The sequence below is a fragment of the Victivallis vadensis genome (assembly GCF_003096415.1).
GTDB lineage: Bacteria > Verrucomicrobiota > Lentisphaeria > Victivallales > Victivallaceae > Victivallis > Victivallis vadensis.
Genome location: NZ_QEKH01000015.1, coordinates 97,086 through 120,256, shown reverse-complemented (window position 1 = coordinate 120,256; position 23,171 = coordinate 97,086). Strand labels below are relative to the sequence as shown.

Here is a 23,171-nt window from a genome sequence, read left to right as displayed (position 1 = left end):
GCTTTCTCTCCCCTCAACTCCTCTCTTTTGCGCAGAACGTCATACGAAAACTGATTGCATATTTCATAAATAATGTTCACGAACAGCTCAATCAATGTAAATCCTATGGCAGTCAGCCTGCAATCATGGGATGCGGGGGGCGTGTCCGCCTCGTGCCGTGCCTCCCGCATCCGGCAGGAGGCCGAGAGCGGGTGCGGAAAACATTGGCGCGGGGGGCGGCGGGGAAAAGGCGCTGTGTTCGATTTGGTTCTCATACGGATATCCTTCTTTTTCAGTGTTGCAATGGAGTAAGGGGACCGGTGGATTCACCGACGATCAGATTGCCGACGCCGGCGCGGTACATCAGTTTGACCGGTTCGCCGACGCCGGAATCCATCACATCGCGGATCATCTCCTCCGCGACTTCCACCGGCGGCGGCCGATCGGTCACCGTGATCGACGGCACCTGCATTCGCGCCATCTCCGGTTGGCCGAAAGAGCAGACCGACAGCTCGCGCCCGCCCGTGATTCCCTGTTCATGGCAGTAGCGGTTCAGCCCGATCGCCAGCTCCTGCGCCGTGCAGAACACTGCCGGCGGGCGCGGCGACGCGTCCACGATTCGCGCGGCCCGTTCGTAGGCCGGAATCAGCGTGTAGCTGGTATGGCGGCAGGCCACATCAGTTATAACGAATCGGATTCCGTTTGTCAAGAGGAAAACGCAAAATTTACCGGAAAACCACACATGCCTCCGGTGGCGGGATGCGCTTCACCTGCCGGACGTGATCCAACGGCGAAACCGTTGACTGTCCGAGACTGTCACGGCGCATCTCATTTCCGGCGGCCGGGACTGTTTTTGGGCATATCGCTTGAAAACAACGCAGTTGCGTGATATCTTCAATACCAGGTTAACGGCTGAGTGCTCCGCCGTGAAACAATGCCTGGGGAGTATGCCTGCGGAATGCGGGAATTCAGAGGAGGGTGTGTGATATGAAGAAGGTCATTTGGCTGCTGGTGGTTGTGGTGGCGGCCGGAGCGGGATACTATTTTTACCAATCGTACCGGGAAGCGGAGCGGAACGGCAACGCCCATCTGGTTTCCGGGAACGGCCGTCTGGAGGCCACGGAGGTCAGCATTGCGACGAAACTGGCTGGCCGGATCGAGACGATCATGGTCAACGAGGGGGACTTCGTGACCGAAGGGCAGAAGCTCGCGCTGATGCAGACCAATGTGCTGGAGGCGCAGCTGGAGCAGGCGAAAGCGCAGCGCCGGCAGGCGGTGACGGCGGAGGCCAGCGCCAAAGCGATGGTGGAGGTCCGGGTCAGTGAGTTGGAGGCGGCCAAAGCCGGTGTGCTGCAAAAGGAAAGCACCCTCGACGGAGCGCGCAAGCGTTACGAGCGTTCCAAGCGCCTGAGTCAGGCGGATGCGGCCTCCAAGCAGCAGTATGAAGATGACGAAACCTCGTTCCTTGCGGCGAAAGCCGAGCTGGCGGCGGCGCAGGCCGGGGTGAAGCAGGCGGAGGCGGCGATCAGCGCGGCGAAAGCCGAAGCCGACGGCGCGGCCGCTTCGATTCAGGCGGCGGACGCCGATATCGCGCGCATTCAGGCCGACATCGACGACAGCCTTCTGGTGGCGCCCCGCGAGGGGCGGATTCAGTACCGGATCGCCCAGCCCGGCGAGGTGCTTTCCTCGGGCGGCCGCGTGTTGAATCTGGTGGACCTGACCGACGTGTACATGACCTTCTTCCTGCCGGAGGAGGTTGCGGGCAAAGTTCCGATCGGGGCGGAAGTCCGGCTGGTGCTTGACGCGGTGCCGGATATTCCGATTCCGGCGGAGGTTTCCTATGTCGCGAGCGTCGCGCAGTTCACGCCGAAAACGGTGGAAACCCAGGTGGAACGGCAGAAGCTGATGTTCCGGGTCAAGGCGCGGATCGATCCGGCGCTTCTGAAAAAATATGTGGAAATGGTCAAGACCGGGATTCCGGGCGTTGCATGGGTGAAGCTTGATTCGGAGGCGAAATGGCCCGCGTTTCTGGAACTCAAGAGGCTGCCGTGAGCGAACGGAAGCCGGAATATCCCCGAAGCGGGGAGCCGGTGGTCCGGATCACGGAACTGAGCCTGCGTTACGGAAAGACTCTGGCGCTGGACCGGGTGTCGGTGGAGATCCGCCCGCGGCTGCTGGTCGGACTGATCGGGCCGGACGGCGTCGGCAAATCCAGTTTGCTGTCGCTGGTCACCGGGGCGCATGCGATGCAGACCGGGGAATTGATCGTCCTCGGGGGCGATATGCGCAGCAAAGCGCACCGGAACCGGATCTGTCCGCGCATTGCCTATATGCCGCAGGGATTGGGAAAGAACCTCTATTTCACGCTGACGGTGGAGGAGAATCTGCAATTCTTCGCCCGCCTCTTCGGACATGACGCGGCGGAACGTCGCCGCCGGATCGACCGGCTCACGCGCAGTACCGGGCTGTATCCCTTTCTGAACCGTCCCGCGGGCAAACTTTCCGGCGGCATGAAGCAGAAGCTCGGCCTCTGCTGCGCGCTGATTCACGACCCCGACCTGCTGGTGCTGGACGAACCGACCACCGGCGTCGATCCTCTGGCGCGCCGCCAGTTCTGGGACCTGATCGACCATGTCCGGGCGGAGCAGCCGCAGATGGGCGTGATGGTCGCGACCGCCTATATGGATGAAGCGCAGCGGTTCGACTGGCTGATCGCGATGGACGACGGCAGAATCCTCGACACCGGCACCCCGCGCGAGCTGCTGGAGAAAACCGGCAGCGACTCCCTGGACAGCGCGTTTATCCGGCTTCTGCCGGAGAGCAAGCGCGCGGCTCACAAGGAGCTGGTCGTGCCGCCCCTGCCCGGTGGTGACGGGGAGGAGATCGCGATTGAAGCGCGCGAACTGACCAAACGGTTCGGTTCGTTCACCGCCGTGGATCATGTCAGTTTCCGGATCCGGCGCGGTGAAATTTTCGGTTTCCTCGGCTCCAACGGCTGCGGCAAGACCACGACCATGCGGATGCTGACCGGCCTGCTGCCGGCCACCGAAGGCGAAGCGTGGCTTTTCGGCAAGCCGATCGGCAACGACAATATGGCGGTGCGCCGCCAACTGGGTTATATGACCCAGACGTTTTCTTTGTACAGCGAACTGAGCGTGCGGCAGAACCTGCTGCTGTACGCCCGGCTGTTCCGGATTCCGGAAAAGGATGTGGTTCCGCGCGTCGGGGAGATGCTGGACCGGTTTCAGCTGCAGAGCGTGGCGGATAGCTTCCCCGATGACCTGCCGCTCGGAATCCGGCAGCGGCTCTCGCTGGCGGCGGCGGTGGTGCACCGGCCGCAGATCCTGATTCTGGACGAACCGACTTCGGGCGTCGATCCGGTGGCGCGGGACGGCTTCTGGGAGCTGATCATCGAGCTGTCGCGGCGCGACCGGGTCACGATTTTCATCACCACCCACTTTATGAACGAGGCCGAACGCTGCGACCGCATTTCGCTGATGCACGCCGGGAAATCGCTCGCCTGCGACACTCCGGCGGCGCTGGTCAAGGCGCGCGGTGCGGAAACACTTGAGGACGCGTTCATCGGCTACCTGCGCGACGCGGACCCGGAATCCGGGGCGGAGGCGGAGGAAAAGGCGGTGCTGACTGCGGTGGAGCCGAAGAAGGAGCCGTCGAAATTCGCGCGCTTTTTTTCCTCGATCTTCAGCTTTCAGCGCTGGTACAGCTGCTGCTGGCGGGAGAATCTGGAGCTGGGCCGCGATCCGATCCGGGCGACGCTGGCGCTGTTCGGCGCGCTGCTGCTGATGCTGGTGATGGGATACGGCATCAGCATGGACGTGGAGAACCTCTCCTTTGCGGTTCTGGACCGCGATCAGAGCGAAATGAGCCGGAACTATGCGCTGAATATCGCCGGATCGCGCTACTTCGTGGAGAAGCCGCCGGTCCGGGATTACAGGGACCTCGATCACCGTATGCGGAACGGCGAGCTCAGTCTGGTCGTGGAGTTTCCGCCGGGATTCGGGAAGATGGTCGATCAGGGCTATTCGCCGGAGGTCGCGTTCTGGATCGACGGTGCGATGCCGATGCGGGCGGAGACGGTTCAGGGCTATGTGAAAGCGATGCACGCCGAATGGCTGGCGAACCGGGCGAAATATCACTCCGGCATTGAGAATCCGGCTCTGGCCTCCGTCGAGACGCGCTACCGGTACAACCCGGATGTGAAGAGCCTGCCGGCGATGGTTCCGGCGGTGATTCCGATCCTGCTGATGATGATCCCGGCGATTCTCGCGGCGCTGGCGGTGGTCCGGGAAAAGGAGATGGGGTCGATCATCAACTTGTATGTGACGCCGCTGACCCGGGCGGAATTCCTGTTGGGCAAACAGCTGCCGTACGTGCTGTTTTCGATGCTCAGCTCCCTGCTGCTGCTGGTGATGGCCGTGACGATATTCGACGTGCCGATCAAGGGAAGCCTTCCGACGCTGGTGCTGGCGCTGCTGGCTTACTGCATCATCTCGACCGGCATGGGGCTTCTGGCCTCCTCGGTCACGCGCAGCCAGATCGCGGTGATGTTCCTGACCATGATCGGCACGCTGCTGCCGGCTGTCCAGTTCTGCGGCCTGATCAACCCGGTCACGACGCTGGAGGGATTCGGGCGCGTGATCGGCAACGTGTATCCGACCACACACATGCTGCTGGTCAGCCGCGGAGTATTCAACAAGGCGCTCGCCTTTTCCGATTTGCACATGCCGCTTTTTTACCTGTTCCTGACGATTCCCGTGATTCTCGGGCTGGGCATTGTGCTGCAGAAGAAACAGGCTTCATGACGGCGAGAGGAGACGCGCGGCGATGATGCAGAAAATAAAAAATATCGTTCAGCTCGGCTTCAAGGAGCTGCGGGGACTGATGCGGGACCCGCTGCTGCTGGGGCTGATCCTCTATACTTTCACAGTGGGAGTCTACGTCGCGGCCACCGCGACGCCGGACTCCATTTCCAACGCGGCGCTGGCGATCGTCGACGAAGATAATTCGCAGCTTTCGCAGCGCATTGCCGACGCTTTTTTCCCGCCGCGTTTTCTGCGGCCGATTCCGATTTCACGCCCTGAAATCGACCCGGGCATGGACCGCGGCGACTACACGTTCGTACTGGTGATCCCATACGATTTCCAGAAGGACGTGCTGGCCGGAAACCGTCCGGAACTTCAGTTGAACGTCGATGCGACGCGCATGTCGCAGGCGTTCACCGGGAGCGGCTATATCCAGCAGATCGTGACGGATGAAATCAACACGTTTGTAAACCGCGGCGAGGGTTCTTCCTCACTGCCCGCCGAAATCGTAACCCGGAACCGGTTCAACCCGAATCTGACCCAGGCCTGGTTCGGTTCGGTGATGGAGCTGATCAACAATATCACGATGCTCGCGATCATCCTGACCGGCGCGGCGCTGATCCGGGAGCGCGAACACGGCACGCTGGAACATCTGCTGGTGATGCCGGTGACCTCGTTTGAAATCATGGCCTCCAAGGTTTGGTCGATGGCGCTGGTGGTGATGGCGGCGGCGGGGCTGTCGCTGCTGTTCGTGATCCGGGGGATGCTCGGAGTTCCGGCGGAAGGGTCGTTTGCGCTGTTCATGCTGGGAATGGCGCTGCATTTGTTTGCGGTCACTTCGCTGGGGATTTTCCTGGCCTGTACCGCGCAGAATATGCCCCAGCTCGGAATGCTGCTGATTCTGGTATTGATGCCGATGCAGATGCTGTCGGGCGGCATGACGCCGCAGGAGAGCATGCCGGAAGGTGTCCGTCTGGTGATGCAGCTGGCGCCCACCACCCATTTCGTGGAATTCAGCCAGGCGATCCTGTACCGCGGAGCGGGGCTGGATGTGGTCTGGAAACCGTTCCTGTGGCTGACGGTGATCGGTACGGTGCTGTTCGTGATCTCCTGGATCCGTTTCCGCCGCACGATGACCTGATGTCAGGAACCGTTTTCAGGAAGATAGCCGGCGTACTTCTGAAGAATCGGCCCAAGCTGCCGGATCAGGGCCGCGATCGTTTCACGGAGCGAGGCGCTGGCGATGTTCCGCTTCGGATCGGCGCCGTGGATGGCGAAAAATACCCGGTCCTTTCCCGGTATTTCAACAAAACCGACATACCATGACTCCAGAAAATTGGTGTTGTGGTTGCGCCCGGTCCCGGTTTTGCCGTACATCTTGAAATCACCGACGGTTCCGGCGTCCATGCAGTCCCGGAGAATCGCGACGTGCTCCGGCCTGAACCCGGCGCCGCCGGAAAAGATGTCGGCCAAGACCGCTACCTGTTCCTCCGGGGAGATCAGCAGGCTCGACTCGATCCAGAACACATTGTGCCCGTTGCGGTTCCAGACGCTGATGTCGGCGTTGCCGTAATGAAGGCGGTCGAGGGTGCGCTGCACATAGGATTTGTCGAGTTTTCCAACCAGCTTTTTATAATACCAGACACAGGAGGCCTGAAAGGCTTCCTGCAGGGTGACGTCCCTGTTCCACGCTTCATATTCATGTTTTTGTCCGTCATAGCCGAGCCGGGCGGATTTGCCGGAAACCGCGCCGGAATCCAACCCCATCAGGGTTGATACGATTTTGAAAGTGGAACACGGGATAAAGCGTTCCCGAGCCAACGCGCAATCGCCGAACACCAGCAACTCCGAAGCTCCCGGAGTGTAGAACACCGCCACCGTTTCCGGCGGCGTCTCAATTGATTCCGGAAATTGATCGCATCTGTATTCCGGCACCGACCGGCATCCGGCAACGGCGAAGACCAGCACCAGACATGCCGCCAATACAACTACTTTTCGTAAAACTAAGTTCATGTCGTTCGACTGGAGACGTAAACACTTCTAAAATAAAACCGGTTTCAGTCATACATCCCTGCTTTCCTCCTGCAAGAAAGAGTCGAGTGGAATCCCGGAACGGTAAAGAGAGCGAAGGAAACGCTCCACAATCTGCTATTCAGAATCGACCAATCGCGGTGCACAACCGAATACATATTTATTTGGTCGGGAGTATTTCAAGCCAGTAGTCGTCGGGATCCTGAATGAAGTAGATGCCCATCTCCTTATTCTCAAAGGCGACGCAGCCCATGGCCTTGTGTTTGGCGAGGGCTCCGGCGTAGTCGTCGGTCTCGAAGGCGAGGTGGAACTCCTCATCGCCGAGGTCGTACGGCTCGGTACGGTCGCGCATCCAGGTCAGCTCCAGCAGGTGTTTGCTGCTGCCGTCGGAGAGGTAGACGATGATGAATTCACCACTCGCCGGAGCGATCCGCCGCACCTCCTTAAGTTTCAGCGCCTCCGCGTAAAACTTCAGGCTTCTTTCGAGATCAAGAACGTTGAAATTGTTGTGAACGAATTTGAATTCCATGATCCCTCCGTTATTTTTGAGCAGCTTCGATGAACGGCACGATGCACTGCTGCCAGAATCCCTTCGGGGCGATTTTCTGCAGGTCGGGAGTATATTCCCGGCTCATCATCCGGAAATAGAATTCCGAATTGCTGATTTTCAGCCAACGGTCAAGGCGGCTGAAAAGCATCTGGCGAATCCGGGCGTCCTTCAGGTCAAGGTTGTGGATGGTGCCGTTGGACAGCCGGTACTGCACCACTCCCGGAGCGACTTTCACAATGTCGAGGATATTGTTGCCCGGCTGGATGCTGAAGAAGTTCTTCGTAGTGATCTTTCCGAAATCAGCGATGATCCTGCGCAGTTTTTCCGCCTCCTTCGGCAGCTCCCGGCGGAAACTTTCCATCTGGGCGATCAGCCGTTTCTCTTCCGCGGAATCCGATACCGAAGGAATCAGCGCCTCACGGCTGACCTGAATCGCCCGCTTCAGCGCTTCCGGGTCGTTGTCGAACACCTGACGGTTGAAGCCGGCCACCATCGCCGGGTAGTAACCGGCCAGATTCGCCTTCAGCCTCGCGGTGCGTTCCTGCACCATGCGCCGATTCTCTTCGGCTTGTTGCCGGAGTCGGGCTTCCTGCTCGCGGGCGGCTCTTTCCGCTTCTTCGCGCTGCCTTCTGGCTTCCGCTTCCGCTTCCGCGCTGGCGTTGCGCGCTTCCGCATCGGCCTGGCGGCGCGCTTCGATCTGCGCCTCGTGTTTTGCCCGGGCGGCGTCACGGGCGGGCTGGACGCGGCAGACCTCGTCAAAACGCCCGTACATCGGCAACAGGGTATCGTAAGCCTTGCGTTCCGCATCATTGCGGGGAGCCGGATAGCGGTCGAACAACTCCTCCGCCAGTTTTACGAAGTTTTCCGGCTGATCCGGATTGCTGCGCAATGCGGAGAAGGCCGCCTCCACGCCGTCCAGATAAGCCTGCCGGGGCTTGGCGGCTTCGGCCGCCGCGAGCCGTTCTTTTTCCGCCGCTTCCTCCTGCTCCTTCTTTCTGGCGTTTTCCGCCATTTCCTCTTTGGCGGCATCCACCTTGCCGTCGATGAACGCCCGGAATTTCTCCCCGGTCGGCTTCAGCGATTCCGGCAGTTTGCCCGCGCCCGCCATCCAGTAAAGGGTGATGCTCAGAGCGATCGCCAGAATCAGCAGAACTCCGACGGCAATTCCGGCGATCTTGAGTTTCTTGCCGATCTTCTTCTCTTCCCAGCGCTGGCGGCGGGCTTCCCGTTTCCGGATCTTTTCCGCCTGTTTGGCGATTTTGGCCAATTCAGCGGCGTCCTTCTGCATAAACGGCGGTTTTTGCACGTCGTCCTGAGGCGCTTCTTCCGCTTTCGGTTCCGCTGGTTTTTCTTCCGGCTTATTGAGTCCCAAGCTCAAAGTGGCGGAATTTTCCGTCATTTGCGGCGCTGCCGGGACAGCGGGAGCCGCCGGTTTATCCTCCTTGAGCCCAAAGCTCAGGGAAGGAGCGGGAGCGGAGGAAAGTGACGGAATCACCGGGGCCGACGAAGCTGCCGGGGCGGCCGGCGCAGCAGGAGCCGCCGGTTTCTCATTGCCGAAGCCGAGCGGTTTCATCTGTCCAAAATCGAACGGCTTCGGGGCCGCCATTTGTGGAGCAGAGACGCCATCCGTCACTTTTCCGTTATTTGGAGCCGTCTGTGTGGAAACCGGCCGGGAAGCGGTTTTCTGCCCGAAATTCAGATTGAGCGACGGCACTTTGCTTTTGCCGGACTGATAGTTGCGCAGGAATATGTCGAGCGCTTTCATCAGAGGCTGCGGGGTCTGGTAGCGGTCTTCCGGGTAACGGGCCATCATTTTCATGATGATATCATTGAGTTCATCCGGAATTTCCGGATTGATCTCCTTCGGCGGCGTCAGGTTGCCGGCGACGTGCATCTTGGCGATCTCCTCCGCCGTATCGGCGACATAGGGAAACCGGCCGGTCACGAACTGATAGAACGTGGCGCCGAGGCTGTAGATATCGCTGCGCACATCGGTCGGAATTCCGGTCAGCTGCTCGGGACTGATATATTGCGGAGTTCCCATGACCTCGTCGCCGACTTCCTCATCCTGGTCGGTGCTGGCGACCCGGGCGAGGCCGAGGTCCGCCAGTTTGGCGAAGCCGTTGCCGTCGAGCATGATGTTGTCCGGCTTGATGTCCTGATGGACGAGCTTCTGTTCGCGCCATGCGGCATCAAGCGCTCCGGCTATTTCGCGGATGATACGGGCGGCCATGGTGAATTCAAGCTTCTTTTCGCGCTTCAGAATCTGCTTGAGTGTTTCACCGCGAATGAACTCCATCGCGAAATAGAAGATGCCGTCCTCTTCGCCGACCGCATAGGCCTGCACGATATTCGGGTGGCTGATCTTGCCGGCGGCACGGGCTTCGCGGAACAGGCTGTCGACATACTCCTTGTCATCCAGAAACTTATCCTGCAGCACCTTCAGCGCCACCGGGCGGTCCAGAGAAATCTGTTTGGCCAGAAAAACCTCGCCCATGCCGCCCTTGCTCAAGGCGCGCTCAATCACGAAGTCACCGATTACAGTGCCGGGACCAAGTTTGTTTTCCGGAAATTTAACCGGAGCACCGCATTTCGGGCAGGGGACGGAATCCCCATCCGCCGGAACTTCCGCGCTGAATACATGATTACACTTGGCGCAGTAAATTTTCATCGTCAGTCTCGTATTTGGTCAAAGGTTCACGATTGCTCGTCGTCATCATAACGTAAAAAACAACAGATTTAAGAATATAATGTCCGGGAGGGGATTTATCAACCCCATCCCGGCCAATTAAAAGAAATAACGGATGATTGCATTCTGACGCAACTGCTTCACATACTCATCTCTGATTTTTTCCCGCTTGTCCTGTTCGATGCGGCGGCGGATTTCCGGCGTCAGCTTCCGGAATTCCCGACGCTCCGCCGGATTGTGATTCAATACCTTCAGAAAGGAAACGCCGTCTCCGGTTCTGATCGGGCCGCAGACCTTCCCTTTTTCCGGCGAGGGGATGGCCGCTGCAAATTCGGGCCGCAGGCGGCGACGTTCGATCAGCCCCAGATTGCCGCCGTTTTCCGCATCCGGTCCGGAAGAGTACTGCCGGGCCAATGCCGCAAAGTTTTCCGGATCGGCGGCCAGCTTTTTGCTGATTTCCGCAGTCACCGCTTCCAGATCCTTGCGGTCGGGGGAGAGCAGCAAAAGGCCCAGCTCAATGGTTTCCGGCTTCACAAACTCTTCGGAATGGGCTTTGTAATATTCGTAGATTTCCTTTGGAGTCACGTTTTCCGCCACATGAATCCGGCGGAAAATCATCAGTTGTACAATCAGGCTTTCCTCCACATTTTTACGGATCTTTTCCAGAGAGCTGCCCGCTTCACGCGCTTCGCGGATGAATTCGCTGCGGGCCCGGTATCCCATCCGTTCCGCGATATTGTCGAGTTCGGCCTCGATTTCCTGATTGGAGATCTCGAAAGGCTTGTCGCGGTAATCCGCGATCAGGAGCTTCCGGTCGATCAGGTCGTCGACCGTCTTGCGCCGGATCTGCCGGATCGCTTCGTAAAGCCGGTCGCCTGAATAAGCCGCATAAGCCTGATATTCCTGCTGCCGGGTTGCGGGCAGGACATCCCACAGGCTGATCGGTTCGCCGTTGACGGAAGCCAGCACTGAGTTGACTTCCAGCTGATTGTCGGGTTTGAGTTCGTACGGCTGTTCAGCTCCGCAGAGCGTCGCTGCCGCCATGACCGCCGTCCCCGCAACAATTGCCCGAAATCTGTTCATAGTACCTTATGCCGACTGAATATATTGATAACCTTACCGTTGTAATATAGTGCCTCTTTTCCCGTATGGCAAGAGTGCCGGAACTTTTGTCCATTTTTTTTGGAAAACTCCCGGAGGTGTCGGAGGGGGCAGCCCCGGAGGCGAGGGAGGTCATGCCGTTGCCGTGATTGTCTCCGACGGCCAACGGTTTTGCCGTTGGATCACGACCGGCAACGTGCCGGTGCGGAGTTCCGCCGATAGAGCGAATAAACTGATAGAGAATAACCCCGATGCCGGCATCTTGCCGGTCAGGGGGGGCGAAACGCCACCGGCCGTTGGTGGCGAGTTGCGGGGGAGGCCATGCCGCTTTCGCGGCAGGCGGCAGACCTTGTGCGCTACGCGGCCTGATTTACAATCAGGCTCCGGTAGCTGGGCGCTGTAGCGCACAGGCGTCTCCGATGGCCAACGGTTTCGCCGTTGGATCACGATCGGGTAGCACCCGGAGGCGAGTTCCGCCGATAGAGCAAATAAACAGTATAGATACTGATTCCGGCACCGGCACTTTGCCGGTCGGGAGTCTCGGGGGCGCCCCGAGCCGCCGGAGGCATCTCCCGAGTCAGTCGAAGATCAGTTGGCCGAAGCAGTCGGGCAAATGGAAGTTCAGGCGGCTGACCGGCCGCCAGCTCAGCCAGTGAGGATGGCTGGTCTGGTCGCCGCACTTGTAGGCGTTGGCGTGCCAGACGGTTCCCTTGACCGGAACCGGTGCATGATTGGTCCGGCGGAACAGGGAGAACGGCAGGAAGAATCCGACCCGGTACTCGACCGGCCCCGGCAACTCTTCGGGAAGGGAGTCAGGCATGGTATGGAAGACCCGGATGCCTTCGCGTTCCTGTTCGGTCAGAAAGCGGGCCTGGGCGAGTCCCCGCTGGTCGCGGCGCGAATTGTCCACGTGCATTGCCAGCATGGTTCCGCAGGCGTTGATTTCAAAATTGTTGTAACCGGTGCCGCCGGCAGGCTGCACGAAAAACTCGACGCAGGAGTCGCAGCAGACCGGGTCGTTCCATTTGGTTGCGACACATCTCACATAGCGGTCGCGAACCTGAAAAAGACCGTAGATTCCGGTCGCGTCATACTGAAGTTTCAGGGCGGCTTCGGGGACATGATCGCTGCCTTCCGGGCGGACGCAGGCGATGGGCATTGCCGGAGCGGCGCTCCAGCCGGGTGAATCGAATCCGCCGGCGAGATCGGGCGGTTGCGCCGCACGATTGACGATATAACACATGGGAACGGCTCCTGTCAGTTGTTGTAAGTGGCAAGTTTGGAGTACGGGAACGACCGGCTGTTGGTTCCGTGCGGCAGCGGGTTGTTCCTGCCGGCGGGGCGGATGGTGTTGATGTACATGGTCCGGTCCAGCTCCGCCGTGGGCGGCAGGAAGGTATAGGAGGCCGCCGCGCCCGGATAACCGCGCACTGTCAGCAAATTGCGGGTGAATTCCTCAATGCTGCGGGCATTGCCGAGGCCGATGGCGAGCAGCTTCAGCGAGTCATACCCCTGCGCTTCACAACTGCCCGGCTCGTGGGAATATTTTTCTCGGAAGCTGTCGTGGAACAACTGGTATTCGCGGGTTTTGTTCTTTTCATTGTAAAAGGCGATATAGGCGCAATCCCCCGGCCGGTCGCCGCAGTTGCGCATGAAGCTCTCTTCATCCCAGCTGTCGGGGCCCAGCAGCAGCCCCTGATAGCCGAGCGCGCGCAGCTCTTTTACAATGGCTGCGGCCATCGCCGTTTCCGTCGGGACGACGATCGCCTGAGGCCCGGCGGTGAGCAGCGAACGCAGCGTCGGCACGAGATCCTTGCTTTCCCCGGAAAATTCGACGGTGCGGACCACCGTGCCGCCGAGGTCCTTGAACGCCTGTGCGGTTTCGCGGGCGACGCTGCGGGAATACTCGTCGTCGGGTTCCATATTCATGATCACGCCGAGGCGGAGCAGCTTGCGCCAATACCAGGCATAGGCGGCAAGTGCATGGCCCTGCTGGGAATCGGTGAACGAGCTGCGGAACAGGAACGGATTCTGTTCCGTCAGTCCGTCGATTGTGGCCATCGGGGTGATGGCGGGCAGGCGGCGGCGGCGAAGGACCCCATCCATCGCGTCCAGTTCAGTGGAGTTGTAGCCGGCGACCGCTGCAACGGCGCCGTCGCGGACCGCCTCCCGGACCCGTTCCGCCGCGGTATCCGGATTGCTCTGCGTATCATAGGTCAGCAGTTCGACGGTGCGGCCATCGATACCGGGCCCGTTGTTCAATTCGTCGGCCGCAAGCGCCACACCGTCGAGAATCCGCCTGCCGTAGGCCTGATTCGAGCCGGAGAGCGGCAGGATCACGGCGATCTTCACCGCATCCTGCCCCGCCGGGTCGTAGTGGAGGCGCGAAGTCGGGGCGATGCAGCCGGCAGCCAGACAAAGCGCCGCCGCCAGTATGGCCATCGGAAAAAATACACGGGTTTTCATGGTTTCGAATCCTGTTCTTCGGTTGGTTCTTCGGCATCCGCGTGATGCTTGCCGAGGGCGGCCAGCTCGGGATCGCCGGGCATGATGCCGCGCTCGGTGGTACGGATGAAGTGCACGAAATGCTCCAGCTCCGGCATTTTCTCCGGCATCGCTTCGATTTCGGCCAGTGCATTGGCGGCGTTGAGGCCGTGGAAGAAAAAGCTCTTGATCGCCTTGCGGATCGCCATGCGCTGCGCGCTTTCATAGCCGGCGCGCCGCAGGCCGATGGTGTTGGGGCCGCAGATGCATTCGTTTTCGGCCAGCATGCAGAAAGGAGGAATATCCTGCCGCACGATCGTACGGCCGCCGACCATCGCCAGCGCACCGATCCGGCAGAACTGGTGGATCAGGATGTAGCCGGAGAGCACCGCGCCGTCCTCGATGATCACATGTCCGGAGATCGCGGTCTGGTTCGCCACCGTGACCCGGCTGCCGATCCGGGCGTCGTGCCCGACATGCACGAAAGCCATCAGCAGCGTGCGGTCGCCGACCGATGTCGTGCCGCCTTCGAACGGAGAGCGGTGGATGGTCACATATTCGCGCAGCGTGGTTTCCGCGCCGATCACCGTGCTCGCCCTGGTGCCGGGGCGGAAGCGGTGATCCTGCGGCTCTTCGCCGATCAGCGCGCCGAAGTAGACCCGGCAGCGGGGGCCGAGGGTGGTCTGGTCGGAGATTTTCACATGCGCGTCGATCCAGCAGTCGTCGCCGATCACGGTATCTTCGCCGATCACCGAATAGGGGCCGATATGCACATCGCGGCCGATACGGGCCGACGGCGCGATTACTGCGGTGGGATGGATCGCCATAAAACCTCCGGCGTTGTTTCTGCTAACTGACTATGGTTCCGGCGGAGGTGTCTCCGGCCAGGATGCGTTCGAAGCTGCCTTCTTCGCCGAAATTGAACACGATGATCGGCAGGTCGTTGTCGCGGCACATCGAGAATGCGGTCGAATCCATCACCTTGAGCTGGCGGGCCAGCGCCTCGTCGAAGGAAAGCTCCGCAAACCGCTGGGCCGACGGGTCCTTGACCGGGTCGGCGGTGTAGACGCCGTCCACCTTGGTCGCCTTGAGCACCGCGTCGCAATCGGTTTCGAGCGCGCGCAGCACGGCGGTGGTGTCGGTGGTGAAGAAGGGACTGCCGGTGCCGCCGGCGAAGATCACCAGCTGGCCGGATTCCAGCGCCTTGACCGCCGCGTCGCGGTTGATGCCGGAGGCGATCGGCTCCATCTTGATCGCGCTCTGCACGACGGCGGGGATTCCGGCGGCGGTGAAAAAGTCGCGCAGGCAGAGGGCGTTCATCACGGTCGCGAGCATGCCCATATAGTCGGCGTTGACCCGGTCCATGCCGCCGGAGCGGCCCATCACGCCGCGCCAGATGTTGCCGGCGCCGACTACGAGCGCGACTTCGACGCCCTGGTCCATGATTTTCTTGACCTGCCGGACCACCTTGCGGACGGCTTCGGCATCGTAGCCGTGATCCTGCGCGCCCTTGAGCGCTTCGCCGCTGATCTTGAGCAACACCCGGTTGAAGCGGAATTTCTGATTCATGCCGTGACCCTTTCTGCGAAATTGAACTGTACACGCTTTGAATATACCATGAAAAGCCCGATTTCGCCAAGAAAAACAGCGATTGCGGCGTGTTTTTATCGAAAAAACGTGTATATTACCCCATGATGAACGTGGAATCACTTTTCAAGGATCTTTTTCAACATGGAAATTGACAGCAAGCTGAAGGTCGGAGTCATCGGAGTAGGCGCGCTCGGCCGCCACCATGCCAGATTGTACGCGCAGAGCCCGAATGCCGAAATGGTCGGCATTTTCGACGTGCAGAGCGAAACCGCGAAGCGGGTCGGTGAGGAATTCAACCTGAAGATTTTTTCCGATTGGCGCGAGCTGGCGGAACAGTGCGATGCCTTGAGCGTCGCAGTTCCGGCGAATTATCATGCGACCACCACGATCCCGCTTCTGGAAATGGGCAAACATGTGCTGGTCGAAAAGCCGATCGCCGCCAGCGTCCCTGAAGCCGAGGCGATGGTCGAAGCCGCGAAAAAGAACAACGTGGTGCTCGGCGTCGGCCATGTGGAACGCTTCAACCCGGCGATGGATTTCCTGGAAAAATATGCGGCGAACACCCGCTTTATCGAAGCGCACCGCCTGGCGCAGTATCCGCCGCCGCGTCCGGGCCTGCCCCGCCGCGGCACCGAGGTCAGCGTGGTGGTGGACCTGATGATCCACGATATCGACCTGGTGCTGACGATGGTGGATTCGGAGGTCGAGCACTTCGACGTGGTCGGTATTCCGGTGCTGAGCAAGACCGAGGATATCGTGAACGCCCGCATCAAGTTCAGGAACGGCAGCTGCGCAAGCCTGACCGCGAGCCGGGTCAGCCAGGAACCGCTGCGCCGGTTCCGGGTGTTTCAGGAGGACTGCTACATTTCGATGGACTACGGCAAGCATTTCGGCATGGTGCTCAAGCGCAACCGGATCGGCCTTGCCCGCAAGGACGTGAACCTCGACGAAAAGAACGCGCTGGCCGCCGAGCTGGAGGATTTCATCCTCGCGGTGAACCGGAGCAGGATGACCGGCACGCTGTGCCAGCCGAAAGTGCCGGGCGAACAGGGCCTGCGCGCGCTGAAGCTCGCGGTCGCGATCGAAACCGAAGCGCGCCGCTACAACGACCAGTACGGTTTCAAGTTTGCGCCGTGTACTCCGGACGAACTGAACTGAAGCGGGAAGCGGCGGAAGGAATGGAAAGATGATCGAGCGTGAATTCTCTCAATCGAAGCTCAATCTGTTCCTGAAAGTTACCGCCCGCCGTCCCGACGGTTATCACGAACTGGAAACCTTGTTCCTGCCGCTGCCGTATCCGGCGGATGTGATCACCGTCGATTATGACGGTGCGCCGGGAATCCGGGTCACAAGTTCGCTGCCGGGATTGCCGGAAAATCTGGAAAACCTGGCCGGACGGGCCGCGCTGGCCTATGCTGAAGCCGCCGGAATTCTGCCCTCCTGGACGATTCATATTGAAAAAGTGATTCCGGTGGCCGCCGGAATGGGCGGCGGCAGTTCCGATGCCGGGGCGGTGCTGCGGCGGCTGAACGGGCACTTCAAGGCGCTGCCGGAAAACGAACTGGCGCGGCTGGCGCTGACGCTCGGGGCAGACGTGCCGTTTTTCCTATATCCGCACGTGTCGGTCGCGACGGGAGTGGGGGAGGTGTTCCGGCCGGTGGAGGGGATGGTTTCGCCGCCGCCGCTGCTGGTGGTGAACCCGAATTTCCCGGTCAGCGCCAAGTGGGCGTATACTCACCTTGACCCGGCGCGGATCGGGAACGGCGATCGGGAGAAGCTGGAAAAACTGCTCCGGGGCCTGCGGGAAGGCGACGCGGCGATGGTCGCCGGAAATCTGCATAACGATCTGGCGTTTGCGCTGTACGAAAAGTTTCCGCTGCTGCGGATGCTGCGCGACACGATGAAGGAGGCGGGGGCGCTGAATGCGGAGATCACCGGGTCGGGGCCGACGCTGTACGCCGTATGCGAAACGGTGGAGATCAGGCGGCAGGTGGCGCAGAGGGTGCGGGAGCGGTTCGCGAAAGAAACCGCGACGGTGTTTGAAAACATCCCGCTCTCTCCCATAAAATAGAACCGCAATGCGGCAGTACCGCCCGGCGGAGCGGCGGCAGGAGATTGTAATTGCAGATGCGGCCTTGAGGAGGCGGGAGCTTTCCGGGACGCAAAGCGTCTTTGGAGTGCGGAACTTCAGTTCCGCTTTCAAGTCGGACGCCGTCTTGCAGATTGACCGATTGGGAATATGTGTCTAAATAGAGCCGGAAAGCGATTCGCACTCCAAGAGGCGACAGGGTAATTTCGACGGCGGAGGCAGTTTTAAGTGCGGGAGGCGGAACGCCTGCCGTTTTGAAAGCAGGCGGGTCTGTCCATCCCGACGGCCGGCGACGTGCCGGTGCGGAATATTTTTGATACGGGCTACTTTTGAGCGAGTGATTCTATGAACAAAGCATTTTTCCTCGACCGCGACGGCGTGGTCAACGTTGAAGTGGACTACCTCTCCGATCCCGGTCAGGTCGTCATTATCCCCGGAGTTCCCGAAGCGTTGAAGCTGCTCAAACAACACGGATTCAAAACCATCGTCGTCACCAACCAGTCCGGCGTCGCCCGCGGCATGTACTCCGAAGCGGATGTCCTCGCCGTTCACCGGCGCATCCGCGAACTGCTTGCCGGCGACGGCGCGGAGATCGACGATTTTTTCTACTGCCTGCACCATGAGAAGTATTCCGGCCCGTGCAACTGCCGGAAGCCCGCCCCCGGCATGCTGCTCGAAGCCGCGAAGAAATATGAGATCGACTGTCCGCACTCCGTGATGGTCGGCGACCGGCTCAGCGATATCGCCGCCGGGCGTGCCGCCGGGTGCGGCAAAGTCTATCTGGTGAAAACCGGCTACGGCTGCGAAGTGATCCGCAACTCCGACGTGAGCGGCATTCCGGTGGCGGAGGACCTGCTGGATGCGGTCCGGCAATACCTGGGGAGTCCCGAACCGTGAACATGGCGTATTTCCGCAATCTCGCACTGTTCGGCGCGTTCATCGTCGGCTACTTCTGCCCGTGGGCGTCGCACCTGAACTGGATGATCCGATGGCTGATCGTCGGTATGATGTTCATGGTGATGCTGCAGGTGCGTTTTTCCATGCGGTCGATCAAATGGAACCACCTTTATATCCTGCTGGCCAATGTCGCGGTCGGCATGGGCGGCTGGGGGATTTTCATGCTGTTCGGCCAGAGGGAACTGGCGGAGGTCGCGTTCTTCACCGGAATCACTCCGACGGCAACCGCCGCGCCGGTGATCGTCGGATTGCTCGGCGAACGGATCGATTTCGCGGTCAGCGCGTTTCTGGCCACGAACTTCGGGATGGCCTGCCTGTTTCCGTTCCTGATTCCGGTCGCAATCGGCGACCCGGCGCCGACGGTGTTTTTCGACGTGATCAAAAGTTTGCTGATCGTGGTCGGCATCCCGCTGCTGCTGGCGATACCGGTGCGTAAATTCTATAAGAATTACCGGGAACTGCCCAAAAAATTGAAGAACGTCTCCTTTTTCGCATGGGTGATCGCGATCTTCCTGATCATCGCGAATGCGTCGCAATTCCTGCGCGGCCAGCAAGGGTCGATCGACACGCATCTGTTGTGGAAGATTGCGCTGCTGTCGGCGGCGATCTGTTTCGTGAACTTCTACTTCGGCCGGTTCATCGGCGGCAGGCGCTACCGCCGCGAAGCCAGCCAGGTGCTCGGGCAGAAAAACACCACATTGACCATTTTTCTGGCGCTCACCTATGCGAATCCGCTGGTCGCGCTGGGACCGACTTTCTACGTGATCTGGCACAACGCCTGGAACGCCTGCCAGCTTCAGATGCGGGCCGTCCGGGAAAAACGCAAGCGGCTCCGGGCGGAACTCCTGTTACGGCCGCACGGAGGACGACACTGATGGAGTATCTGCACGCGCTGTTGCTCACCTTTCTGGAGCTCACATTCATCTTCGTCGGACTGGCATTGCTTTACAGCCAGCGGCGCGCGATCGGCAAGGCTCCGTTTTTCATGTCGCTGGGCCTGCTGCTGCTCTTTTCACATTTCATCGGGGCGGCGGATCTGCGGGTCACGCTGATCGGCACTCTGGATTTCCAGGTCGGCAACACGATCATCTTCCTGCCGATTCTGGCGGCGCTGCTGATGGTCTACATCACGGAGGGAACGCTGGCGGCGCAGCGGACCATCATCGGCATTGTGGTATTGTACGGGCTTTATCTCTACATCGGGGAGATCACCAGACTGGAGTGCAACTGGCTCGGATTTTCCATCACTTCGGGACTGCCGGCCGCCGCGCTGGACCACCTGCTCGGCGAAAGCCGCAATTCGATGAATCTGGTGGCGTTGTCCCATCTGCTCGACCTGTTCGTGCTGCCGATCGCCTACACCCGGCTGAAAAACTTCGGGTTGAACCGTTTTTTCTGCGTCTGCGGAGGGTTTCTGGTTACCCAGCTGATCGGGACTGCGCTTTTTCTGGGAATCGCGACCGCCATCGGTCTGGAGCGCACCGTCCTTGACGGCAATTTCATCGCGCGGCTGATCGCCTCCGTCTGGCTGGCTGTGATGACCACGATCTATCTGGAAAAACTGGAAGTCGATATCCGCTCCGGCGAAAAGAGTCCGCTGGACATCCTGTTCGCGTTCATCGGCAGCTACGGCCGCTCCAAGGAACTGGAGGCCAACCTGCGCGAATGGGAGGACCGCTACCGGATGGTGCTGGAGAATGCCGGCGAGCTGATCATCATGCTGAATCCCGCCGGCCGGATCATCGACGCCAACATCGCGGCGGGAAAGCTGCTCGGCGTGGAGAATCCGGCCCAGTTGATCAACCAGCTGCTCTATCCGCGCATCCGGCTTCTCGACAGCGGGATCGTGCATCTCGGCAGTGTGCCGGAGCAGCCGGTGCAGTTCCGGTGTGTGCTGGATGAAAAATCCCCCCGTCGCATTGTGCTCTCCTGCACCCTTTCCCCGATCCGGATGCGCGGGCAGATTCTGCTGGTGCTGATCGGCCGCGACATCACCGAAGAGACCCGGCTCGCGGAAGAGAAGGCCCGCCTCAGCGAACAGCTCGCCCACTCCCAGCGGATCGAAGCGCTCGGTATGCTGGCCGGAGGCATCGCCCACGACTTCAACAACTACATTCATGCGATCCTCGGCCATATCGACGTAATCACGCTGCTGCATCCGCCGGAGGACCCCGAGGTGACCCGCCATCTGGAAAAAGTGACCACCATCGCCGAACAGGCCGGACACCTGACCAGCCAGCTGCTCGGTTTCGCCCGGAAGGGCAAGTATCAGGTGGTTGATCTGGATATCCAGCCGGTGATCGAAAACAGTCTCGCGCTGCTCGGCCCGCGGAAACGGCAGGATCTGGAGATTTCCCTGCATGTCCTGCCGCAGGTCGGCAAAGTGCGGGCGGATACGCTGCAGCTCCAGCAGGTGCTGCTGAACCTGATGATCAACGCCATCGACGCGATGGAGAACAACACCGGCGAAAAACGCCTGACGCTCTTCGCCGGCCCCGCTTCCGAGGCCCCGCTGCCTTTCACTCCGCCGCCGGAACACGCGGATGCAAAGCCCTCCGACTACGTGTTCATCCAGGTGGCGGACAACGGCTGCGGCATGTCCGAAGCAATCCGCCGGAAACTGTTCGAGCCGTTTTTCACCACCAAACCTGTCGGGCGCGGCACCGGTATGGGGCTCGCGATGGTCTACGGTACCGTGACCAACCATCAGGGCTGGATTCAGTTGGAAACCGCTCCGGGCAAAGGCTCGAATTTCTGCCTCTTCCTGCCGCGCGCCAGATACGGCAGGAAGAAAAGTGAATGATGCGAATCGAAACCGTCGACCTCCATCATCAGGTGCTGACAGCCTGGGCCTCGTACCGAAGCACCCTTGCCGAAGCCCCGGCAGTGGTCACTTTCGACCACCACACCGACACGCTGCCCGCTTTCGGCCGGGCCGCCGCCGATGAAGCGGAGCGCCGGAAATGGATCGCGGCGGTCGACTTCCGCGAACCGGCGGCGGTGAAAGCCGCGATCAGCCGGTTGTGCCACGACGAGCACCTCGACCTTGCGGTCAAGGCCGGAATCGCATCACGTTCGATTGTGGTTGCGCACGCCGACCATCCCGGCTGCGCCGACAGCCGGATTCAGGTAACGGCGGACGCTTCATGGCCGGACCTGAACCTTCTGCTGAACGATCCGGACCGTTTCCGGCCGCTGGCGGACCGGGTGTTCGAGGAGGAATGGCTCGCCGCGCGGCTGGCCGCCGCCGGATTCATTCCGGAAGAGCATCCCGGCTTTATTTTCGATCTTGATCTCGATTACGTACTGACGGAAAAAGCCCTCCGGCCCGACCGTCCCGGCCTGCTTCGCCGGCTGCTGGCGAATGCCGGGCTGATCACGCTCTCCCGGGAGGATGACTGGCTCCGGCTGCTCCGCATCGACCCGGTCACTCCGGACTCTCTGATCCGGCAGCTTATGCAGACCGTCTCTGGTGAAATCACGGAGCCGGTAAGGCGCACTTGCAACGGTTTTTGATTCTCACCGATATAAAAATTTGCTTTTCGTAAAACTCCATTTATATTATGCTTTGTCGCAATAAAAATGTTTTAGTTATCTTTGTTTTTACAGTCTGGATGAGGTGACGAATGAGTAACTGGCAGCCGGTGATTGAACGTTATGAACGGGAACTGACGCAAAGCGTGATACCCTTTTGGGAAAAGCACTGTGTGGATCGGGAATGTGGCGGTTATTTCACCTGCCTCGACCGGGACGGGTCGGTTTATGATCCTGCGAAATATATGTGGATGCAGTGGCGGATCGTGTATGTATTCGCCGAACTGCACCTGTCGCGCTTCAGTCGGTCCGGCTATCTGGAGATCGCGGAAAAAGGATTTGATTTCCTGTACAGGAACGGGCGTGATCCGAATGGCTGGTACTATTTCGCGCTGAACCGCAAGGGGGAGCCGTCGATGGCTCCGTACAGCGTTTTTTCGGATTGTTTTGCCGCGATGGGGGCGGCGGTGCTCTACAAAGCGACGCGGGAACCGGTTTACCGCCAGGCTGCCGAGGAGGCGATGAACTCCTACATCACGCGCATTGAATCCGGAAACCCGGCGGGGCAGTGGAATAAATCCCTTCCCGGCAAGCAGTCTTATCTGTCGCTTGGTCACTATATGATGCTGGCCAATCTCGGTTTGATTCTCGACGACGCTCTCGGCGGCGACCGTTACAGCGCCGAGCTTGACCGGGCCGTCGATCTGGTGCTGAATAAATTCTGGCAGCCGGACCGGAAGCTGGTCTTTGAAAACATCCTGCCCGACGGCTCGCTTGATCTCGAAAGCTGTCAGGGGCGGATGCTCAACCCCGGCCACGTGCTTGAAGCGATGTGGTTTCTGCTCAACGCTCTCGCCCGTCGCGGCGGCGATCCGGATAAGGAGCGGCAAATCTGCGAAATCATCTCCTCCACCCTTGAATTCGGCTGGGACAGGAGCCATGGCGGCATCTTCTACTTCATGGATGCATTGGGCAAGCCGCATATTGAGCTTCAGCACGACATGAAACTGTGGTGGGTTCATAACGAAGCGCTGATCGCCTGTCTGTATGCGTACCGTTCCAGCGGCGACGAACACTTTGCAGAGTGGTTCCACAAGGTGGATGAATGGACGTGGAAGCGTTTCCCCGATCCGGAATACGGCGAATGGTTCGCCTACCTGAACCGGCAGGGTGAGCCGACGCATATGCTCAAGGGCGGCAAATGGAAAACCTTCTTCCACCTGCCGCGCTGTCTGATGGTCTGCTCCGACCTGATGCGCCAATTCTAGGGAAAGGCCTCCGGCGGCCGGAGAAAGAGGATCGCCTCCCCTCTCCGGTCGCTGCAGGAAAGCAGGCCCCGCGATG

General features: G+C 60.1%; 19 protein-coding genes. 10 read left to right on the top strand and 9 right to left on the bottom strand.

The window, feature by feature from the left end:
- Positions 1 to 271: 271 nt before the first annotated feature.
- Positions 272 to 655, bottom strand: a complete 384-nt coding sequence (locus C8D82_RS10545) for a substrate-binding domain-containing protein (RefSeq protein WP_165833005.1) — start codon at positions 653 to 655, stop codon at positions 272 to 274.
- A 311-nt stretch (positions 656 to 966) separates the two neighbouring features.
- Here C8D82_RS10545 and C8D82_RS10540 point away from each other — a divergent pair, with 311 nt between their 5' ends.
- The 3 genes from C8D82_RS10540 to C8D82_RS10530 are packed head-to-tail and all read left to right on the top strand — an operon-like array spanning position 967 to position 5,943.
- Positions 967 to 2,031, top strand: coding sequence for an HlyD family secretion protein (locus C8D82_RS10540; protein ID WP_116884246.1), 1,065 nt, complete (start codon positions 967 to 969; stop codon positions 2,029 to 2,031).
- The gene (gene rbbA, locus C8D82_RS10535) at positions 2,028 to 4,802 is read left to right on the top strand and encodes a ribosome-associated ATPase/putative transporter RbbA (protein ID WP_243402521.1); all 2,775 of its coding nucleotides are present in this window, start codon (positions 2,028 to 2,030) and stop codon (positions 4,800 to 4,802) included. The genes C8D82_RS10540 and rbbA overlap by 4 nt, the downstream gene beginning before the upstream one ends.
- A gap of 25 nt (positions 4,803 to 4,827) precedes the next feature.
- The gene (locus tag C8D82_RS10530) at positions 4,828 to 5,943 is read left to right on the top strand and encodes an ABC transporter permease (protein WP_116884255.1); all 1,116 of its coding nucleotides are present in this window, start codon (positions 4,828 to 4,830) and stop codon (positions 5,941 to 5,943) included.
- 2 nt (positions 5,944 to 5,945) lie between these two features.
- Here the strand turns inward: C8D82_RS10530 and C8D82_RS10525 are convergent, their stop codons facing one another.
- The 8 genes from C8D82_RS10525 to pyrH all read right to left on the bottom strand — a co-directional run bounded on the left by C8D82_RS10525 (position 5,946) and on the right by pyrH (position 15,226).
- Positions 5,946 to 6,785: a penicillin-binding transpeptidase domain-containing protein gene (locus C8D82_RS10525; RefSeq protein WP_165833004.1), complete on the bottom strand. Its 840-nt coding sequence runs from the start codon at positions 6,783 to 6,785 to the stop codon at positions 5,946 to 5,948.
- Positions 6,786 to 6,993: 208 nt separating this feature from the next.
- Positions 6,994 to 7,362, bottom strand: coding sequence for a VOC family protein (locus tag C8D82_RS10520; RefSeq protein ID WP_116884243.1), 369 nt, complete (start codon positions 7,360 to 7,362; stop codon positions 6,994 to 6,996).
- 10 nt (positions 7,363 to 7,372) lie between these two features.
- Positions 7,373 to 10,054, bottom strand: coding sequence for a serine/threonine-protein kinase (locus C8D82_RS10515; protein ID WP_116884242.1), 2,682 nt, complete (start codon positions 10,052 to 10,054; stop codon positions 7,373 to 7,375).
- A 117-nt stretch (positions 10,055 to 10,171) separates the two neighbouring features.
- The gene (locus tag C8D82_RS10510) at positions 10,172 to 11,155 is read right to left on the bottom strand and encodes a peptidylprolyl isomerase (RefSeq protein ID WP_116884241.1); all 984 of its coding nucleotides are present in this window, start codon (positions 11,153 to 11,155) and stop codon (positions 10,172 to 10,174) included.
- Positions 11,156 to 11,750: 595 nt separating this feature from the next.
- Positions 11,751 to 12,416 (bottom strand): carbohydrate-binding family 9-like protein, encoded by a 666-nt coding sequence (locus C8D82_RS10505; RefSeq protein WP_116884240.1) that lies wholly within the window; start codon positions 12,414 to 12,416, stop codon positions 11,751 to 11,753.
- 14 nt (positions 12,417 to 12,430) lie between these two features.
- Positions 12,431 to 13,639 carry an ABC transporter substrate-binding protein gene (locus tag C8D82_RS10500; protein ID WP_116884239.1) on the bottom strand — a complete coding sequence of 403 codons (1,209 nt, stop codon included), beginning with the start codon at positions 13,637 to 13,639 and terminating at the stop codon, positions 12,431 to 12,433.
- The gene (gene lpxA, locus C8D82_RS10495; protein ID WP_116884238.1) at positions 13,636 to 14,484 is read right to left on the bottom strand and encodes an acyl-ACP--UDP-N-acetylglucosamine O-acyltransferase; all 849 of its coding nucleotides are present in this window, start codon (positions 14,482 to 14,484) and stop codon (positions 13,636 to 13,638) included. The genes C8D82_RS10500 and lpxA overlap by 4 nt, the downstream gene beginning before the upstream one ends.
- Positions 14,485 to 14,506: 22 nt before the next feature.
- The gene (gene pyrH / locus C8D82_RS10490; protein ID WP_116884237.1) at positions 14,507 to 15,226 is read right to left on the bottom strand and encodes a UMP kinase; all 720 of its coding nucleotides are present in this window, start codon (positions 15,224 to 15,226) and stop codon (positions 14,507 to 14,509) included.
- A gap of 162 nt (positions 15,227 to 15,388) precedes the next feature.
- Here pyrH and C8D82_RS10485 point away from each other — a divergent pair, with 162 nt between their 5' ends.
- The 7 genes from C8D82_RS10485 (at position 15,389) to C8D82_RS10455 (ending at position 23,095) form a co-directional block, all read left to right on the top strand.
- Positions 15,389 to 16,405, top strand: coding sequence for a Gfo/Idh/MocA family protein (locus C8D82_RS10485; protein WP_116884236.1), 1,017 nt, complete (start codon positions 15,389 to 15,391; stop codon positions 16,403 to 16,405).
- Positions 16,406 to 16,433: 28 nt separating this feature from the next.
- Positions 16,434 to 17,318, top strand: coding sequence for a 4-(cytidine 5'-diphospho)-2-C-methyl-D-erythritol kinase (ispE, locus tag C8D82_RS10480; RefSeq protein ID WP_116884235.1), 885 nt, complete (start codon positions 16,434 to 16,436; stop codon positions 17,316 to 17,318).
- A gap of 363 nt (positions 17,319 to 17,681) precedes the next feature.
- Positions 17,682 to 18,233, top strand: a complete 552-nt coding sequence (gmhB, locus tag C8D82_RS10475; RefSeq protein WP_116884234.1) for a D-glycero-beta-D-manno-heptose 1,7-bisphosphate 7-phosphatase — start codon at positions 17,682 to 17,684, stop codon at positions 18,231 to 18,233.
- On the top strand, positions 18,230 to 19,168 hold the full coding sequence (locus tag C8D82_RS21195) for a bile acid:sodium symporter family protein (protein WP_165833003.1): 939 nt from the start codon (positions 18,230 to 18,232) through the stop codon (positions 19,166 to 19,168). Before gmhB ends, C8D82_RS21195 begins: the two co-directional genes overlap by 4 nt.
- Positions 19,168 to 21,096, top strand: coding sequence for a two-component system sensor histidine kinase NtrB (locus C8D82_RS10465; RefSeq protein WP_165833002.1), 1,929 nt, complete (start codon positions 19,168 to 19,170; stop codon positions 21,094 to 21,096). The genes C8D82_RS21195 and C8D82_RS10465 overlap by 1 nt, the downstream gene beginning before the upstream one ends.
- Entirely contained in the window at positions 21,093 to 21,809 is a 717-nt protein-coding gene (locus C8D82_RS10460) for a peptide arginase family protein (protein WP_116884231.1), read from the top strand. Before C8D82_RS10465 ends, C8D82_RS10460 begins: the two co-directional genes overlap by 4 nt.
- A 110-nt stretch (positions 21,810 to 21,919) precedes the next feature.
- Positions 21,920 to 23,095, top strand: a complete 1,176-nt coding sequence (locus tag C8D82_RS10455) for an AGE family epimerase/isomerase (protein WP_116884230.1) — start codon at positions 21,920 to 21,922, stop codon at positions 23,093 to 23,095.
- Positions 23,096 to 23,171 lie beyond the last annotated feature (76 nt).

Bases quoted from the DNA above. Each gene is read 5' to 3' on its own strand.
- C8D82_RS10540 (WP_116884246.1), top strand. From the start codon at position 967: ATGAAGAAGGTCATTTGGCTGCTGGTGGTTGTGGTGGCGGCCGGAGCG.
- pyrH (WP_116884237.1), bottom strand. From the start codon at position 15,226: ATGAATCAGAAATTCCGCTTCAACCGGGTGTTGCTCAAGATCAGCGGC.
- C8D82_RS10500 (WP_116884239.1), bottom strand. From the start codon at position 13,639: ATGAAAACCCGTGTATTTTTTCCGATGGCCATACTGGCGGCGGCGCTT.
- gmhB (WP_116884234.1), top strand. From the start codon at position 17,682: ATGAACAAAGCATTTTTCCTCGACCGCGACGGCGTGGTCAACGTTGAA.
- C8D82_RS10465 (WP_165833002.1), top strand. From the start codon at position 19,168: ATGGAGTATCTGCACGCGCTGTTGCTCACCTTTCTGGAGCTCACATTC.
- C8D82_RS10455 (WP_116884230.1), top strand. From the start codon at position 21,920: ATGAGTAACTGGCAGCCGGTGATTGAACGTTATGAACGGGAACTGACG.
- C8D82_RS10520 (WP_116884243.1), bottom strand. From the start codon at position 7,362: ATGGAATTCAAATTCGTTCACAACAATTTCAACGTTCTTGATCTCGAA.
- C8D82_RS10515 (WP_116884242.1), bottom strand. From the start codon at position 10,054: ATGAAAATTTACTGCGCCAAGTGTAATCATGTATTCAGCGCGGAAGTT.
- C8D82_RS10485 (WP_116884236.1), top strand. From the start codon at position 15,389: ATGGAAATTGACAGCAAGCTGAAGGTCGGAGTCATCGGAGTAGGCGCG.
- C8D82_RS10460 (WP_116884231.1), top strand. From the start codon at position 21,093: ATGATGCGAATCGAAACCGTCGACCTCCATCATCAGGTGCTGACAGCC.
- C8D82_RS10510 (WP_116884241.1), bottom strand. From the start codon at position 11,155: ATGAACAGATTTCGGGCAATTGTTGCGGGGACGGCGGTCATGGCGGCA.
- lpxA (WP_116884238.1), bottom strand. From the start codon at position 14,484: ATGGCGATCCATCCCACCGCAGTAATCGCGCCGTCGGCCCGTATCGGC.
- C8D82_RS10530 (WP_116884255.1), top strand. From the start codon at position 4,828: ATGCAGAAAATAAAAAATATCGTTCAGCTCGGCTTCAAGGAGCTGCGG.
- C8D82_RS10505 (WP_116884240.1), bottom strand. From the start codon at position 12,416: ATGTGTTATATCGTCAATCGTGCGGCGCAACCGCCCGATCTCGCCGGC.
- ispE (WP_116884235.1), top strand. From the start codon at position 16,434: ATGATCGAGCGTGAATTCTCTCAATCGAAGCTCAATCTGTTCCTGAAA.